12 protein-coding genes and 2 tRNA genes are annotated in these 17,031 nt (G+C 37.7%); 8 read left to right on the top strand and 6 right to left on the bottom strand.

What is annotated here, in order from left to right; translation table 11 throughout:
• Positions 1-100: 100 nt before the first annotated feature.
• Entirely contained in the window at positions 101-1,747 is a 1,647-nt protein-coding gene (locus EV201_RS09320; RefSeq protein ID WP_130307305.1) for a dipeptidyl-peptidase 3 family protein, read from the bottom strand.
• A 171-nt stretch (positions 1,748-1,918) separates the two neighbouring features.
• Between EV201_RS09320 and EV201_RS09315 the strand changes: the two genes are divergently transcribed.
• Positions 1,919-3,112, top strand: coding sequence for a C1 family peptidase (locus EV201_RS09315; RefSeq protein ID WP_130307304.1), 1,194 nt, complete (start codon positions 1,919-1,921; stop codon positions 3,110-3,112).
• A gap of 133 nt (positions 3,113-3,245) precedes the next feature.
• Here EV201_RS09315 and EV201_RS09310 read toward each other — a convergent pair whose 3' ends face one another.
• Positions 3,246-4,856, bottom strand: a complete 1,611-nt coding sequence (locus EV201_RS09310) for a SulP family inorganic anion transporter (RefSeq protein WP_130307303.1) — start codon at positions 4,854-4,856, stop codon at positions 3,246-3,248.
• Between the two features lie 367 nt (positions 4,857-5,223).
• Between EV201_RS09310 and EV201_RS09305 the strand changes: the two genes are divergently transcribed.
• Positions 5,224-5,691: a Dps family protein gene (locus tag EV201_RS09305; RefSeq protein WP_130307302.1), complete on the top strand. Its 468-nt coding sequence runs from the start codon at positions 5,224-5,226 to the stop codon at positions 5,689-5,691.
• Between the two features lie 96 nt (positions 5,692-5,787).
• Here the strand turns inward: EV201_RS09305 and dxs are convergent, their stop codons facing one another.
• On the bottom strand, positions 5,788-7,692 hold the full coding sequence (gene dxs, locus EV201_RS09300; protein WP_130307301.1) for a 1-deoxy-D-xylulose-5-phosphate synthase: 1,905 nt from the start codon (positions 7,690-7,692) through the stop codon (positions 5,788-5,790).
• Between the two features lie 292 nt (positions 7,693-7,984).
• On the opposite strand from dxs, the gene EV201_RS09295 reads away from it, so the two are divergent.
• Together EV201_RS09295 and EV201_RS09290 are read left to right on the top strand one after the other, a co-directional pair.
• Complete coding sequence (locus EV201_RS09295) at positions 7,985-8,989, top strand: OmpA family protein (RefSeq protein ID WP_130307300.1); 1,005 nt, start codon at positions 7,985-7,987, stop codon at positions 8,987-8,989.
• Between the two features lie 18 nt (positions 8,990-9,007).
• Complete coding sequence (locus EV201_RS09290) at positions 9,008-9,808, top strand: BtpA/SgcQ family protein (protein ID WP_130307299.1); 801 nt, start codon at positions 9,008-9,010, stop codon at positions 9,806-9,808.
• A 76-nt stretch (positions 9,809-9,884) separates the two neighbouring features.
• On the opposite strand, the gene EV201_RS09285 is transcribed toward EV201_RS09290, so the two are convergent.
• Positions 9,885-11,201 carry an acetyl-CoA hydrolase/transferase family protein gene (locus tag EV201_RS09285; RefSeq protein WP_130307298.1) on the bottom strand — a complete coding sequence of 439 codons (1,317 nt, stop codon included), beginning with the start codon at positions 11,199-11,201 and terminating at the stop codon, positions 9,885-9,887.
• Between the two features lie 498 nt (positions 11,202-11,699).
• Between EV201_RS09285 and EV201_RS09280 the strand changes: the two genes are divergently transcribed.
• The 4 genes from EV201_RS09280 to rpsT all read left to right on the top strand — a co-directional run bounded on the left by EV201_RS09280 (position 11,700) and on the right by rpsT (position 13,330).
• Positions 11,700-12,641 (top strand): hydrogen peroxide-inducible genes activator, encoded by a 942-nt coding sequence (locus EV201_RS09280; protein WP_130307297.1) that lies wholly within the window; start codon positions 11,700-11,702, stop codon positions 12,639-12,641.
• Between the two features lie 220 nt (positions 12,642-12,861).
• Positions 12,862-12,933, top strand: a tRNA-Glu gene (locus tag EV201_RS09275).
• Positions 12,934-12,976: 43 nt separating this feature from the next.
• Positions 12,977-13,048 (top strand) — tRNA-Glu (locus tag EV201_RS09270).
• Positions 13,049-13,078: 30 nt separating this feature from the next.
• Positions 13,079-13,330: a 30S ribosomal protein S20 gene (rpsT, locus tag EV201_RS09265; protein WP_129255469.1), complete on the top strand. Its 252-nt coding sequence runs from the start codon at positions 13,079-13,081 to the stop codon at positions 13,328-13,330.
• A 396-nt stretch (positions 13,331-13,726) separates the two neighbouring features.
• Here rpsT and rodA read toward each other — a convergent pair whose 3' ends face one another.
• Together rodA and mrdA are read right to left on the bottom strand one after the other, a co-directional pair.
• Entirely contained in the window at positions 13,727-15,151 is a 1,425-nt protein-coding gene (gene rodA, locus EV201_RS09260; RefSeq protein WP_130307296.1) for a rod shape-determining protein RodA, read from the bottom strand.
• Positions 15,144-17,018 carry a penicillin-binding protein 2 gene (gene mrdA, locus EV201_RS09255; RefSeq protein ID WP_130307295.1) on the bottom strand — a complete coding sequence of 625 codons (1,875 nt, stop codon included), beginning with the start codon at positions 17,016-17,018 and terminating at the stop codon, positions 15,144-15,146. Before mrdA ends, rodA begins: the two co-directional genes overlap by 8 nt.
• Positions 17,019-17,031: the final 13 nt, after the last annotated feature.

Raw genomic sequence — 17,031 nt, 5'->3', positions numbered from 1 at the left:
AAGTCTTTTTCTCGTCAACTTATTTCAGGATGAGACAACTCATAAAAAAGCGGCTACTTCAATAGAGGTAGCCGCTTTTTATATCTTTTCAATTCTGAGATTACAAACCGAGTACTTTCATACCTTGTTTGTAAACGATATCCTTAGGAATACCGGCATTGTTTACACGATCAAGATCGGCTTGAAGCGCTTCGCGAATGTTGCCTTTTTCTGCGATTAATTTCTTAGCGCCATCGTAATTAGCATCACCTTGAAGAGTCAAAAGCATTCTTCCCATATCAATTACAGCTTCTTTCATTTTCTCGAAATCAACTTTGTATGTGCCTGTAGCTTCGTCACGAGTAAAAGCGCCTGCTTCTTCGAAATGATAGAAACGAATCATATTTGCTTTACCGTGTGCGCTTGAAGCACCAAAGCGAACTGAACGGAATGTACTTGCCATAAAGGTTACGTAGTTATCCATTAGGTCTTTGTCTTTGATTTCGCCCCATTCTGCTAGCTTAGTCACCATATAAAGGCCTAAAATGTCAGCTTTACCTTCTTCAATAGACGTATAAGCATCCTTAAGCGCTTTACGAACAGTTAGTGTTTGGTCTGCAAGTGTGTATTTGATACCCAAACCGTGAGCCACTTCGTGGAACATAGTATTTTCAAAGAAAGCATCGAATTTAACATGCTTACGCTGACTTTCGTCCATCAATAAATTTGAGATTGGAACCAAAATCTTATCGAATTTAGCCTGCATTGCATTCTTCAACTGAAGTTTACGACTACCTTTTGCAAGATGTACTCTTGGGTCGTTTGGTAGGTTAATTGCGATATTCTTGCTACCTGCGTTACAATCACCACCGTAATAAATAACATCATAAGCATTCATATCTGAATTAGAATTTGCTTTTTCAGCTTTGTACTTAGCAGGAACAGGAAGACTTTCTTGTAAACGAGGAAGAAGAGCACCAAAACGAGATAGAGTCTTAGACCAAACCTTATCTTTAACCAGGATTTGAGCAGAGTGAGAAGCTTTATAGCCATAAAGCGCATCTTCGTAAGTTTCGATAGGACCAACAACAAAGTCAATTGTGTTGTCTTGCATATCCATCCAAGCCATATCCGAAGCTAAATAGTCATCAGTTAATAATGCTTCAGCACGCAATTCTAAATATTTTTTAAGACCAGCATCTTCAGCAAGTTCAGCAGCTTTTAATAATAAAGCAGATGCTTTTTCAGTTTCAGCTTTGTAAGCAACGTGATAAGGAAGAACAACTAATTTACCGTTTTCATCACGACGGATAACAGAGTATGTACTGCTCTTGTTTTCATCCTGAATAGCATCAAACTCTTCTTTAGTCATATCAGCTGGGTAAAAGTTAGCACCAGCAGGTTTTTTGCCATATGAGTCAATAAAAGGAGCTTGGTTGTCAAGTCTGTCCCAAGGACCATAATTGATTTTTGCATAAGCAACAGCTGCAGGATCTTTCAATTTTGAAAGGAATTCTGTTTTGTCACCAACAGCATCTTTCCAGAAGATTTCTTCCATAATTTCTGATACCTCGATCAGAATAGGAAGCATTTGCTTTTCTTTTTCAGTAAGAACCGATATGTCGGTTTTTAATTCAACCTCAGCGTATTGATCGACTTTTGCCTGAAGAGGAGATACCTTTTCTTTTTTACAACATTGCTTTTCCTTGCAAGATGTAAATCCTAAACTAAAAATGGCGATTAAGGCCAGACTCGCTAGTTTGTTCATTTGAATAATTTATTAATTAGTGTTTATTACTTGTGCATTATTCTAAAATATAAACTGTTCGAATTCTTTTGAACAATCAATAGTTTTGTACTTTAGATGCTCAAAAATACAAGCAAAGAATTGTAATATCAATACTTAAGCATATTTAAACAACCAAAACTTTTATTTAAAATGAATACTAGAATCATAATTGCAATCCTTTTGACGTTGGGATCGATCTCATCGTCATTTGCAAAGAAAAAGGAAGAAAAGAAAACGTATCAGTTTACTATAGAAAAGCAGTTGAAAGCCACAGAGGTAAAAGATCAACACCGCTCGGGAACCTGCTGGGCTTATGCAATGAGTTCTTTTTTAGAATCAGAATTAATTCGAATGGGTAAAGGGGAGTTCGATCTTTCTGAGATGTTTGTTGTGAATAGAAATTACCATTTAAGAGCGAAAGACTATGTGCGTTTTCATGGGATGAAGAGTTTCTCAGCCGGAGCTGAAGGTTGGGATGTTCTGAATGTGATCAAACAGTTTGGAATTATGCCTCAGGAGGCCTATACAGGAAATACTTTTGATGAAACACTTCCGGTGCACGGCGAAATGGATGAAATTCTGAAGGCATATGTTGATGCGGTGGTTAAGAATAAGAACAAAAAAATTACACCAATTTGGAGAAAGGGCTTTGATGGTGTACTGGATGCCTATTTGGGAGAGATTCCTGAATCATTCATGTATAAAGGGAAAGAATACAGTCCAAAATCTTTTGCCTCGGAGTTGGGCTTAAATACGGATGATTACGTCACAATTACATCCTATACACATCACCCTTTTTATGAGAGCTTTGTTTTTGAAGGTGCTGATAACTGGTCTTTGGGTGAGGTGCTTAATGTACCTATGGATGAAATGATGCAGGTTGTTGATTATGCTATTGACAATGGATACAGTATCGCCTGGGGAAGTGACGTGAGTGAAAAAGGTTTTGCTTTTAGAAAAGGCGTTGCTGTTGTTCCTGAAACGGAATCGAAAAATATGGCTGACTCTGAGATTTCAAAATGGCAAAAGATGAATAAAAATGAGAAATCAGCCTACGGTACTGAATATCCGGTTAAGGAAAAGGTGATCACTCAGGAAATGCGTCAGGTGGCTTTCGATAATTATGAATCAACAGAAGATCACATGATGCACATTGTAGGAACTGCAAAAGATCAGAATGGGAGTAAGTATTATTTGGTGAAAAATTCCTGGGGAACTGATCTGAATTCGTACAAGGGCTATTTTTATGCATCGAAACCATTCTTACAATATAAAACGGTATCGATTTTAATTAACAAAAATGCAATCCCTTTGGAGATTGCAAAAAAGCTGGGCTTAAAATAATTTGGTTTTAAGAATCTGAAAAATGCTTTTTAAAATACGGATTGCATTATCTAAAAATAAAACACCTCTCCAACAGGCGTTGGAGAGGTGAAAAAAAACTCTGCGATTAAAAACCCCAGAGAAAAAAAAGTCTTTATTTGATTTTTACCTGATCTGTTACAACATAGTAACGTGGATCGTCAATATCGCGAATGATGACCGCATTGAAACGGGCATCAGCACGCTGTAATAATGTGATACAGTCAGCACTTAGATGCTTCAATTTAATGCTTTTTCCTGCATTTTCATATTTATCAACCAAATTACTGATGGCTTCAATTCCCGAATGGTCAGCAACTCTTGATTCGATGAAATCAATCTCAACATTTTGAGGATCGCCATGAACATCGAATTTTGAATTAAACGTGGTGATTGATCCGAAGAAAAGAGGCCCCCAAACTTCATACACCTTTGTGCCATCTTCTTTAAAAGATTTACGTGCACGAATACGTTTGGCGTCCTGCCAGGCAAATACCAATGCTGATACGATAACGCCTGCCAATACGGCAATTGCAAGGTCGAAAATTACGGTAAGACCTGTAACCAGAACTATAACGAAGGCATCAGTACGAGGAATTTTATTAATGATTCCAAAAGTAGCCCATGCAAAAGTTCCGATAACCACCATAAACATCACACCAACCAAAGCTGCAATAGGAACTTGTTCGATAAGTGGAGATGCGAATAATATAAATGCAAGAAGTGTTAAGGCTGCAATGATTCCTGACAGACGACCACGTCCGCCTGATTTGACATTGATAAGTGATTGACCAATCATGGCACATCCACCCATACCACCGAAGAATCCGGTGACAATATTTGCTGCGCCCTGTGCCATACACTCACGGTTACCATTACCTCGACTTTCAGTAATCTCGTCCAGAAGATTAAGTGTCATTAAGGACTCAATTAATCCGATAGCTGCAATAATAGCTGCATATGGCAAGATGAATTTGATTGTGGCTAAATTCAAAGGAACCAATGTGAACAGTTGTGATTGAAAGTTAGGTAAGCCACCTTTTAGGCCAGCACCACCGCCATCACGAATAAATGATCCAACGGTACTTACATCTAATCCCCCGAAGATGACAATCGCCGATACTGTTAGAATAGCCGTAAGAGCTGCAGGAACTTTTGTTGTAATTTTAGGGAGAAAATACATGATGGCCATAGTTAATCCAACCAAACCAATCATGGTATATAGGGCACTTCCTGCTAACCAAACCGATTCGCCACCGATTTTCTGTGTAAACATACCCAGTTGCGACATGAAAATCACGATAGCCAAACCATTTACAAATCCCATCATTACGGGGTGCGGAATGAGTCTGACAAATTTTCCAAACTTAAAGACACCTGCTAGGAACTGAAAAATACCAGCCAGAATGACGGTTGCAAATAAATAATTTAAGCCCATGTTCTGTATTGGCTCTGCCATATCAAGCCCCATTTGATTACCTTCACTTACAAGGCTTACCATTACAACAGCTAATGCACCAGTTGCACCTGAAATCATTCCTGGACGACCACCAAAAACAGATGTAATCAATCCGATCATGAATGCCGCGTAAAGACCAACCAAGGGATCAACCCCTGCAACGAAGGCGAAAGCAACAGCTTCCGGAACCAGTGCTAAGGCCACTGTTAAACCTGAAAGAATATCATCTTTTGAATTAGCAGCTTTCTGCTTGAAAAATTCTACCATACTTTATCTTGTCAAAATTTTGTTTTAAAGGGCGCAAAAGTAGTGATTTTTATTCTATCGCTGTGATCTACTCTAACTTAAATCATGAATATTTGAGCGGAAACGATGTCGGGAAGAGATAATAATGATACGAATTAAATGAGAGAATGATTTTATAATTCAGAATAAAAGCAGGAATGTCCTGATTAGAGTTTTTTGAAACTCCTCATAGTGGTATTCTATGGAAATATAAAAACAATCAATTTGATCTATGTATGTTTTGTTTGTATCTTCGTGGTGTTGATATAAATAAATAGAAATAATCAAGTTAAGCTTGATTATATAAACAGAATCGGGCATTTGCCTGTCATTTAAAATTGAAATAAAGATGAAAAATTTAATCGGAATAGATCAGGAAAAAGCCAAAGTATTAAGTGCAAAACTAAACGACTTATTGGCAAATTACCAGATGTTTTATCAGAACTTGAGAGGACTTCATTGGAATATCAAAGGGCGAGAATTTTTTGAATTGCACTTGAAATTTGAAGAATTGTATAACGATGCCGTTATTAAGGTTGATGAAATTGCTGAACGAATTTTGACTCTTGAGGCTGAACCCTTGCACACCTTTTCAGATTATTTAAAAGTATCTGACTTGAAAGAAGCCAAAGGAATTACAAATGGAATTGAAGGTGTAGAAGTTGTCGTTAAAAATTTCTCCGTTTTGATTTTGAAAGAGAGAGAGATTTTGAGCCTGGCAGGTGAAGCTGATGATGAGGGAACTGTGAGCTTGATGAGTGACTATATCTCAGAAACGGAGAAAACTTTGTGGATGTTGAATTCTTACCTTCGATAGTCTACTTGATAGCGATTTTAATTAATGTTTAAAGTGATATGAAAAAGCACTGTACTTTATAGATGAGGTACGGTGCTTTTTAATTTTATTGAATTGCTATTTAGCAAGGAATTTTAAAGATGCATTTTTAATACCTTCCTTGTCGAATCCACATTCTTTATAGAGTTCTTCCTGGGTGCCATGTTCTACCCATCTGTCAGGTACACCCAAGCGTTTGATTTTTGCAGTATATTCGTTATCGCTCATAAATTCCAGTACAGCAGAGCCAAGTCCACCGGTAATACAACCATCTTCAAGCGTGATAATATTTTGATGATTTTTAAAGACTTCGTGAAGTATTTTTTCATCGATAGGTTTCAGAAAACGCATATCGTAATGTGCAATGGAATGCCCTTCCTTTTCTAATTCTTCTATTGTATCACTTGCTTGCATACCAATTGGACCGATAGAAAGTATAGCTAAGTCTTTCCCATCCTTTAATTTCTGCCCCGTTCCAACTTCAATTTCTTTGAAAGGTTTTTTCCAGTTTAATTCACGGCCAGTTCCACGAGGGTAGCGAATTGAAAAGGCTCCTTTGCCTCCCAATTGAGCTGTGTACATTAAATTTCGCAACTCTTCTTCATTTAGAGGTGACGAAATGGTCATATTTGGAATGCATCTGAAAAAGGCAAGATCGTAAACGCCATGATGCGTTGCTCCGTCAGCTCCAACCAAACCGCCACGATCTAAACAAAATACAACATCTACATTTTGTAGAGCCACATCGTGTATAACCTGATCGTAGGCACGTTGCATAAAAGACGAATAGATGGCGCAGAAAGGAATTTTTCCATTTGCCGCCAAGCCACCTGAAAAAGTAACAGCGTGTTGTTCAGCAATTCCCACATCGAAAGCTCTATCCGGCATTTTCTCCATCATGATATTCAATGAAGAGCCTGTTGGCATTGCTGGTGTGATTCCGACAATTTTGTCGTTTTGCTCAGCCAATTCTACAAGAGTATGGCCAAAGACTTCCTGAAATTTTGGAATTTGAGGATTGTTGGATTTCTTTTGAAGAATTTCACCTGTGTTAGCATCAAACTTTGCCGGAGCATGCCAGTAAGTTTGATTTTTCTCAGCAGGTTCGAATCCCTTCCCTTTTTTAGTTATGCAATGTAGAATCTTAGGACCAGGAATCTTCTGAAGATCACTCAATACCTTAACCATATGATTTACATTGTGTCCGTCAACAGGACCAAAATATCTGAAATTCAGGGCTTCGAATAGATTACTTTGTTTCAGAAGGATGGTTTTAATACCATGTTCTACCTTTTGAAATAGCTTTTGTGTATTGGGATTCACCCGGTTAAATTTTCCGAGAAATCGCCAAACATCATTTTTTACTTTATTATAGGTTTGTGATGTTGTAATATCCAGCAAATATTCACTTAAACCACCCACATTAGGGTCGATTGCCATATTGTTGTCATTCAAAATCACCAATAAATCAGCATTGTTAGTGGCAGCATTATTCAGACCTTCAAATGCTAAACCTGCTGTCATAGAACCATCTCCAATGACGGCGACTGTTTTTCTTTCCTTATCATCACTAAGCTGTGCCGCAACGGCCATACCGAGAGCTGCAGAAATTGAAGTTGATGAATGTCCAACGGTAAAAGCATCGTATTCACTTTCGCCACGATTGGGAAAGCCGCTGATGCCTTTGTATTTTCTATTGGTATGAAAAAGATCTTTACGACCAGTCAAAATTTTATGACCATAAGCTTGATGCCCAACGTCCCAAATTAAATTGTCGTAAGGTGTGTTTAAAACGTAATGTAAAGCCACACTCAATTCAACAACGCCCAGACTCGCACCAAAATGACCTGGGTTACAGGAGACTTGTTCAATAATCTCCTGACGCAGTTCTGCACAAACTTGTATTAGATCATCTTCCGATACCTTTTTCAGGTCGGATGGGAAGTTTATTTGATCCAATAGTGGTTTTTCAGATTTTGTCATTATTACTCAGTTTATGGTCTATGGCTCTTTTGTCTTTTTACGGATTTAAGCAAATGGTCTAGGGGACGAAGATAGGAAAAAATGAGCAATCCGACTGCAAAAGCCATTTCTGGATGCCTTATAAATTGTGTGCATTATTGTTTGATACAGTAGACTTGTTTCGGGATTGAGTAATAAATTCAAAAGAGGGATATTAATTGTGTGCTAATTTGAGACTCTTTATATTTGTTTTTGAGATTTTCTCATGTATGACTGAAAGGAAATGATTTGGTAATTAATTGATAATTAAGATATGAAGAAAAATAAGCAATTTTTGATTGTTCTTGTAGTAAGTGGTATGCTTCTTTCATGCGTTCCTGCTCGTCAATATCAGAATTTAGAAGCACGCGCAAATGAAAATCAGGAAAAATATGAAAAGCTTAAGGATGCTAACAGATTGTTGACTGAAAGTAATGCTGAATTAGAGGGGAGACTTGAGGTCTTAGAAGATAAATACAGACAAGCTGATGCTGAATATCAAGAAAGTTCTAAACGTTTGCTAAAGAGTAAGGAACAATTAAAGCGTTGTGAAGAAAATCAGGAGAATCTTCTCGGGCAGTTGGCAAAACAACAGAAGGGAAGTGCTCGAGAGACTAAAGCTTTATTGGATCAGATTCACAAAACTCAAGATGACCTAAATCTTCGCGAAGATGAAGTCGTGCGTTTGGAGCAAGATATGAAACGCCGAATGAAGAAATTGGAAGCTCTGCAGAATGAAATAAGTCAACGTGACAAGCGCTTGTTGGAATTGGAAAGGGCGTTGTCCAGGAAGGATGAGGCTGTAATGGCTCTCAAATCTAAGGTTATGGACGCCTTAATTGGTTTTGATAATAAGGGATTGAGTATTTCGAATCGGAATGGAAAAGTTTACGTTTCAATGGATGAAAAACTCCTTTTCAAATCGGGAAGTTATATGGTAGATGTGCGAGGTGCTCAGGCTTTGAATCAATTGGCCGAAGTTCTATCTCAAAATAAGGATATCAATATTGTTATCGAAGGCCACACCGATAATGTGCCTTATAAAGGAAGTGGGGCTTTAAAAGATAACTGGGATTTAAGTGTGAAACGTGCCACATCAATTGTTAGAATTCTGAGTTTGAATAAAGGAATCGATCCTCAGAGAATGACGGTTGCAGGTCGTAGCAAATATTTACCAATAGAAACCAATGCAACAGCTGAGGGGCGAAGTAAAAACCGTCGTACAGAAATTATTTTGACGCCTAAGCTTGATGAGCTTTTTCAGATATTGGGTCAGTAACAAATTTAAGATAGAGAAATGCAATTTTCGGATAAGAAGTTAATAATAGGAATGATTCATGTTCAGGCTTTACCTGGAACACCCAATCATAAATTAAGTGTAGAAGAAATTGCTGCTTTGGCAGTTGATGAGGCCAGACAATACGAAAAAGCAAAACTGGATGCAATCATGATTGAGAACATGCACGATGTTCCCTATCTGAAAGGACAAGTTGGACCGGAAATTACAGCCGCTATGACTTTTGTTGCAAAAGCTATTCGTGATGCTGTAAGTTTGCCATTGGGGATTCAGATTTTAGCTGGTGCCAATAAAGAAGCTTTAGCAGTAGCAAAAGCTGCAAATTTGGATTTTATTCGAGCTGAAGGTTTTGTTTTTGGTCACGTGGCTGATGAGGGGTATATCGATTCGTGTGCAGGCGAACTAATGCGATATCGAAAAATGATCGGTGCAGACAAGGTGAAAGTATTTACGGATATCAAAAAGAAACACAGCTCTCACGCCATAACATCAGATGTTGATATTGTGGAAACAGCTCATGCTGCAGAATTTTTCCTTAGTGATGGAATTATTATTACGGGATCATCAACAGGGAAAGCGGTTGATATTCGTGAATTGGATGCCTTGAAAGATACAGTTGATCAACCGATTTTGGTTGGGTCTGGTATAAGCGTAGATAATATTGCTGAGTATTGGCATTATGCGCATGCATTTATCGTGGGTTCTCATTTTAAAGAAAAAGGCTATTGGATGAATCCAATTTCAGATGAGCGATTGACTGAATTTATGAATAAGGTTGAAGTTTTGAGATCCAGACAGTAGATCTTTAAAATATTAAATGGATAAAAAAAAGCTGCTCGATTTGAGCAGCTTTTATATTTTGTGATCAGTGAAAAAATTATTTCACCAATGAATTAACGAAATGGTAGTGAGAACCGAATCTTTCGAAAGCAGCTCTATCTAACTCTTCTCTAAAGTCTGGGTGAGCAACAGAGATGATTGCTTTCGCTCTTTGCTGAAGTGTTTTACCGAATAGGTTGACACAACCGTGCTCAGTAGCAAACCAACGCATGTTGTTACGTGTTGTTACAACACCTGATCCTTGTAAAAGAGTTGGTGTAATTTTAGAAACACCTTTACCAGTTACTGAAGGCATTGCGATAATTGGCACACCCCCTTCTGAAGCAGCTGCTCCACGAGTGAAGTCAATCTGTCCACCTACACCTGAGTAGTGAGTTGTTCCGATTGAATCAGCACAAACCTGACCCGTTAGGTCGATAGAAAGAGCCGAATTGATTGCACAAACCTTAGGGTTTTGTTTGATAATGTGTACACCATTAGTGTAAGCAACATCCATCATCAATACGCCTGGGTTATCATCAACGAAATCATAAAGCTCTTTTGTTCCCATTAGGAAACCTGCAACAATCTTACCTTTATCCAGTTTTTTGTTCATACCGTTTACTACACCGCTTTCAACCAAAGGAAGAAGACCGTCAGCAAACATCTCCGTGTGAACTCCAAGATCTTTGTGGTTGCCAAGCTGAGCTAATACAGCATTGGGAATCCCTCCAATACCCATCTGAAGACATGCTCCGTCAGGAATAAGGTTTGCTACATTTTTACCAATAGCGATATCGATGTCACATAATGGTGCGTTATGATGTTCGATAAGTGGAGAATCATCTTCACAGAAAACATCAAATGATTTTAATGGCATCATGGCATCACCAAAAGCACGAGGTACGTTTGGATTGATAATTGCCACAACAGTGTCAGCCATTTCAACAGCTGCACGAGAACAATCTACAGAAGTTCCCAAAGATACATAGCCATGCTTGTCTGGAGGACTAACCTGAACAACAGTTACGTTTACATTTAAATAGCCTTCACGGATTAATTGCTGAGTTTCACTTAAGAAAACAGGAATATAATCTGCGTATCCGGCCTGAGTTTGTTTACGAACATTGGATCCAACGAATAAAGATTCAAGATTGAATATCCCCTCGAACTCAGTCGCAGCATATGGTGCCGGACCTTCGGTGTGGATGTGTTGAATGGTTACATCATAAATTTCACCATTACGACCACGCTCACACATTGCGTTGATAAACTTGTGTGGTGCTAGTGCAACCGAGTGTAGGTGCACTCTGTCACCTGATTTAATTACCTTTGCAGCTTCTTCGAATGATACTGTTTTAATACCTTGTTGCATTGTTATTCAGTTTATATTGAGCTTATAAATTTCAAAATCGATTGCTAAAATAGTATATTTTTTAAGCCTGAAATCTGCTGTTTAGCATTGTTGCTAAACAACATGTTGAAGCTGTGTAAATTAAAGGTTCGTTATTTTTTTTTGCATACAAAAACAGCCAGAAGGATATCCCTCTGGCTGTTTAACCCAAACATCTAATAAAACTTAAATAACAAAAAACTATCAAACAGTCGTAATTGTATTGAAAAAAGTAAAGCCTGTAAACTGAGACTCTTTTCAGCTCGTTAAATATTATAACTAATGCTAAATTTTAGTTCTGACCAGAGCTTATTGACTAATTGTTAAAATATCAAGCTGTTAAGCTGATATATTGGTTTGTCTTATAGTTTATACAAATATAGAATAGTTCTAAACATCAATCAAATCAATATTGTATATGAAGCAATAGATTATTTTTATATTTGTATCAGAAATCAATATCAAACAAAACAATCCAATATGGTCACACTAACACAACTGGAATATATTGTAGCGGTCGATACACATCGTCATTTTGCGACAGCGGCAGATAGCTGTTTTATTACCCAGCCTACTTTGAGTATGCAAATAAAGAAATTGGAGGAATTTTTAGATATCACCATTTTCGATAGAAGTAAGCAGCCCATAATTCCAACTGATGTAGGAATACAGATAATCGAACAGGCTCGTATCATCTTAGGAGAGTCGAAGAAAATCGATGAAATTGTTAAGAATCATCGAGATACCGTTGAAGGAAGTCTGAAGATTGGGATTATACCGACTTTGGCTCCTTTTTTATTACCAATGTTTATCGGTGATTATATTAGAAATTACCCTGATGTAAAGGTTGAAGTTGAAGAAATGGTCTCAGATGATATCGTTTCGGCGTTGAAAAAAGACTTATTGGATGTGGGTGTTTTTGTTACACCTTTAAAGGATGATAAAATAAAAGAAGTGCCTCTGTTTTATGAGGAGATGATGATTTATGCCAATAAGGATCATGAAATCTTAAAACAGGAGGTGATTGAGGTAAAGGATATAGCCACTTCAGAAATTTGGATGTTGGGAGATGGACATTGTTTCCGAAATCAGGTTATCAATCTTTGTGAGATGCACAGTATGCAACACCAGGAGTTGCCTTTCGAATTTGAAAGTAATTCTTTGGAAACATTGATGAAGATTATAGACCGTGAAGGTGGATTTACACTAATTCCAGAGTTGGCGACTCAGTATATGTCGGCTGAAAAGTTGAAGCAAGTGAAATCTTTTACTAATTTACATCCTTTACGCGAGGTTAGTTTAGTCTATTCCCGACACTATTCGAAAAATAAATTGTTGAATTTATTAGGCGAACATATAAAGAAAATGATACCTACAGCCTATTTGGAGAAAAATAGAGGAACAATTGTTGAGTGGAATTAAAAATAATTGTCCTCAGGAATAAGGGGTTAGCTTTTTTGTTGCAGAAAACTTGATTTTTTTTGCATTTTGCTCTTGTGTGATTGAAGAATTATAATTTACTTTGCATCGCAAAAGAGAGAAAATGAGACTTGTTTCTGAGCTTCTTTCTCAAGCAAAAAAAAACTGCAAAGTGTTTGTCTTATTAAAAACTTCAATTATCTTTGCAGCTCCAAATTCGTTTGGTCCGTTCGTCTAGGGGTTAGGACGCCAGATTTTCATTCTGGTAACACGGGTTCGATTCCCGTACGGACTACATAGTTTTGCAATTCTTTAATTGCTTTTTGGAGATTTTTTTTGGTCCGTTCGTCTAGGGGTTAGGACGCCAGATTTTCATTCTGGTAACACGGGTTCGATTCCCGTACGGACTACAGTTTTAAATAATTTGATACAATAAAGAGATGGCAAATCATCAATCCGCAATTAAAAGAATTCGTCAGTCTGAGGCTAGAAGAGTGCATAACAAGTACTATGCTAAGACTGCCAGAAATGCCGTAAGAAATTTACGCGCGACTACTGATAAGGAAGCTGCTTCTGAGTTGCTACCTAAAGTTACAGCTATGTTGGATAAGTTGGCTAAAATCAACGTTATTCATAAAAACAAAGCAGCTAACTTGAAATCGAAATTAGCTTCACACGTTAACGCGTTGTAAGACTCAATAAACTTTTATATGAAAGCCTACTAATTTTTTTAGTAGGCTTTTGTGTGTTTGTATATTTTTAAAGATAGAGTTGGATCACCTACAAAAGTTGAGTCTGAGCTTAACTCATAATATCTTTAGGTGCATAAATTCGAATATGTTTTTCTCTTATGTACAAATCCAATATATCATTATTTTTTGATATCTGGAGTTTTAAAATCCCTGTTGAATTTAGTCTTTAAAGGAGATTCAGGGACTTTTTATGATCTGTCTGTGTAATTTAATACAGACAGATTAATATCTCTCACGTCTCAGACAGTTTCTATAAGCAGGTAGATACACCATCTCGAAAAAGAGGTGGTGAATCTTGAATAGTTACATGTTTTCTTTTGGAATGAATCTTAACTTCTATCTAAGTAGTTCCAGTCGGTTTGCGTCCAATCTCAGGAAGATAAAGAGTAGAATGGTAAATGACCAAAGGGAAGAGCCTCCATAGCTAAAAAAGGGCAGAGGAATCCCAATAACAGGTGCTAAACCTATTGTCATCCCTACATTTACTGCAATATGAAAAAATAGAATAGCAGCTACGCCATAGCCATAAATACGACTAAAACTTGAGCGTTGTCTTTCCGATAAATAAACCAAGCGCAGGATAAGGCTTAAGTGTAAAATAAGGACCAAAGCAGAACCTAAAAAGCCCCATTCTTCACCAACTGTACAGAAGATAAAGTCGGTACTTTGTTCAGGAACAAAATTAAATTTTGTTTGGGTACCATTAAGGAAGCCTTTCCCACTAAAACCTCCGGAACCAATGGCAATTTTTGATTGGTTGACATTGTAACCGGTTCCATATGGATCGGATTTTATACCTAAAAGTTCGTTGATTCGTTGTTGTTGATGAGATTCTAAAACACTATCGAAAATATAACTGACCGAGAATGTATAAAGCAGACTTCCGATTACCAATAAAAGAACAAGCGCAGCTTTTTTTATTTTCTGTCGATAGGTATATATCAGGAAGGGAACCGTGTTGATTAAAACAGAAATAACGACTAACAAAAAGTTGCCAAGCTGAAGATCTGTTCCCTTATTAATTAGCCATAAAGTCCCAAAACTTCCTGCAAGCATTGCTATCGCAATGGCTATTTGTTTGGTTTGAATACCGATTGTTTTTAAACTTATTGCTGCGATTAGCAGGATAAGAATAGAAACACTAAAACTGGAGTAGATGAGTGTGAAAACAAAGAAAATAGCTGCCAATAAAGCAAGAAATAATACGAAGCCCGATAAGCCTTCTCTGTAAAGTACCAATATAAAGACAGAATAGACTAAGGCTGAGCCGGTGTCATTTTGCATCAGAATTAATACCGCAGGTGTGAAGAGTATTAATCCGGTAATGGCCAGAGATTTAAAATGGTGTATTTTGAAATTATATTGGCTTAAATATCTGGCTATTGCCAGATTGGTCGCAAATTTTGCAAATTCGGCAGGCTGGAAACGTATGGAACCCAGCTGAAACCAGGAACGCGCACCGTTTACTTTTACTCCAAAGGTGAGGACAGCCAATAGGAGTAAAACCATCACAATAAGGGTGGGGTAGGCAAAAGCAGAATAGAATTTACTTTCGATGGTGAGTACGATAATGGCAATGAAAATGGCCGCACCAATCCACATTAACTGTTTCCCGTAACGTTGCGTTGCATCAAATATACTTTGATGATCCTCGTTATATACTGCAGCATATATATTTATCCACCCTAAAAATACAAGTATTGCATAGAGCATAATCGTCATCCAGTCAAGGTTTTTTATAAGGCTAACTCTTCTATTCATGACTGTTATTATTTTTCAATTGAATCTTCTTTGCTTCTTGCTCACCAATCAAATCTGCCTCGAGCATTTTCTTTTCCAGATATTTCTTGTTTTCAGAAATTTCTCCTTTAAGGTATTTTTCTATCATTAAGCCTGATATGGGAGCAGCATACCTGGCTCCCCATACCCCATTTTCAACATACACCACGATAGCAATTTTCGGATCGTCTTTGGGTGCGAAGGCGACGTAAACCGAGTGGTCATCACCATGAGGGTTTTGTACCGTACCGGTTTTTCCACATACGCGAATATCTTTTATTGCAGAAGATCGTCCCGTACTTCCTTCACCACCGTGAACAACAAGATCCATTCCTTCAATTACAGGTTCGAAATATTTTGGGTCTATTGTTGTTTGATGTTTTTTTAAGAAGGCTGGATTTATAGTGTCACCAGTACCTATTGATTTGACGATATGAGGTGTGTAATAATAACCTCTGTTGGCGATACATGAAACCATGTTTGCCATTTGTAGTGGTGTAATAGACAGTTCTCCTTGTCCAATTGCTAAGGAGACAATATTTAATGACTTCCAATACTGAGTCCTTAATACTTTTGTGTAATAGTTTGCAGTGGGGATTAAGCCTGTCAGCTCGTTAGGTAAATCGGTACCCAGTTTTGCTCCAAAACCAAATGAGGTTACGTGTTTCCTCCAGTTGCTATAGCTCTCAGTAATCGATCCCCAACGTGGTGCATCCAGAATATCTCGAAATGTTTGGGCATAATAAGCATTGCAAGAATGTTGAATAGATTCTTTTAAATCCAATGGTGACTTATGGTTGTGGCATCCCATTGTGAAACTCCCAGCGTGATACCCGCTTTGGCATTTTATTCGAGTTTGTGGTGTGATGATACCTTCTTGCAGAGCGATAAGTGCATTTACAAGTTTGAAGATTGATCCTGGTGGATAGGTGGCCATCATCGAGCGATCAAATAGGGGTCTCAGCGTGTCATTATTTGCCAGTTCACGGTAATTATGTGACATGGCACGGCCAACAAACATTTCCGGGTCGTAACCCGGGCTGGAAAGTTTGACAAGAATCTCACCTGTTTTAGGTTCGATGGCAACAATACCTCCCTTTTTGTTTTGCATGAGTTTTTCACCATACTCTTGCAGGTTAATATCCAAGGTTGTTTTGATATCCTGACCTTCAATCGCATCTCGGTCCAATTTACCATTGTGAAAGGAGCCTTTGATACGATTGTAGACATCAACCCAATATACTTTCAAACCTTTTACACCTCGTAAGATTTCTTCGTAGGTATTCTCAATACCACTTTTCCCGATATAGTCACCTTGAGTGTAATAATTATCTTTTTTGATATTCCTATCATTCACCTCGCCCAAATAGCCAAGCGTGTGGGCTGCATTGTGGTGTGGGTATTTTCTTAGGGTACGGGTTTGAACGAAAAACCCCGGATATTTATAAAGCTTCTCTTGTAAAACCGCATAGCGTTCTGAAGAAAGTTGTTTTATAAAAATTGAGGAACGGTATCGTGAATGTTTTTTTGCTTTTTTAATTCGATGAATCAAATCGTCTTTGTTGATGCCAAGAAGGTAACAAAAATCAAGCGTGTCAAATGTTTTAACCTGTCGAGGTATAATCATTAAGTCGTAGGCAGCCTGGTTGTAAACCAAAAGCTCACCATTCCGATCGTAAATTAAACCCCTCGCAGCATATTGTGTCACTCGACGTTGAGAGTTACTCTCGGCTGAGAGTTTGTATTGATCATCAATGATTTGTAAGTTGAAAAGTCTGATTATGAATATTAGAATAACAAAGGCAAAAATGCCTCCAATAATAAATTTTCGGTTTGAATAGTTATTCATATGGATTCAGACA

Source organism: Ancylomarina subtilis (assembly GCF_004217115.1).
GTDB lineage: Bacteria > Bacteroidota > Bacteroidia > Bacteroidales > Marinifilaceae > Ancylomarina > Ancylomarina subtilis.
Note: the sequence above shows the minus strand (reverse complement) of the source record. Positions and strands in the feature narration are given on the sequence as shown.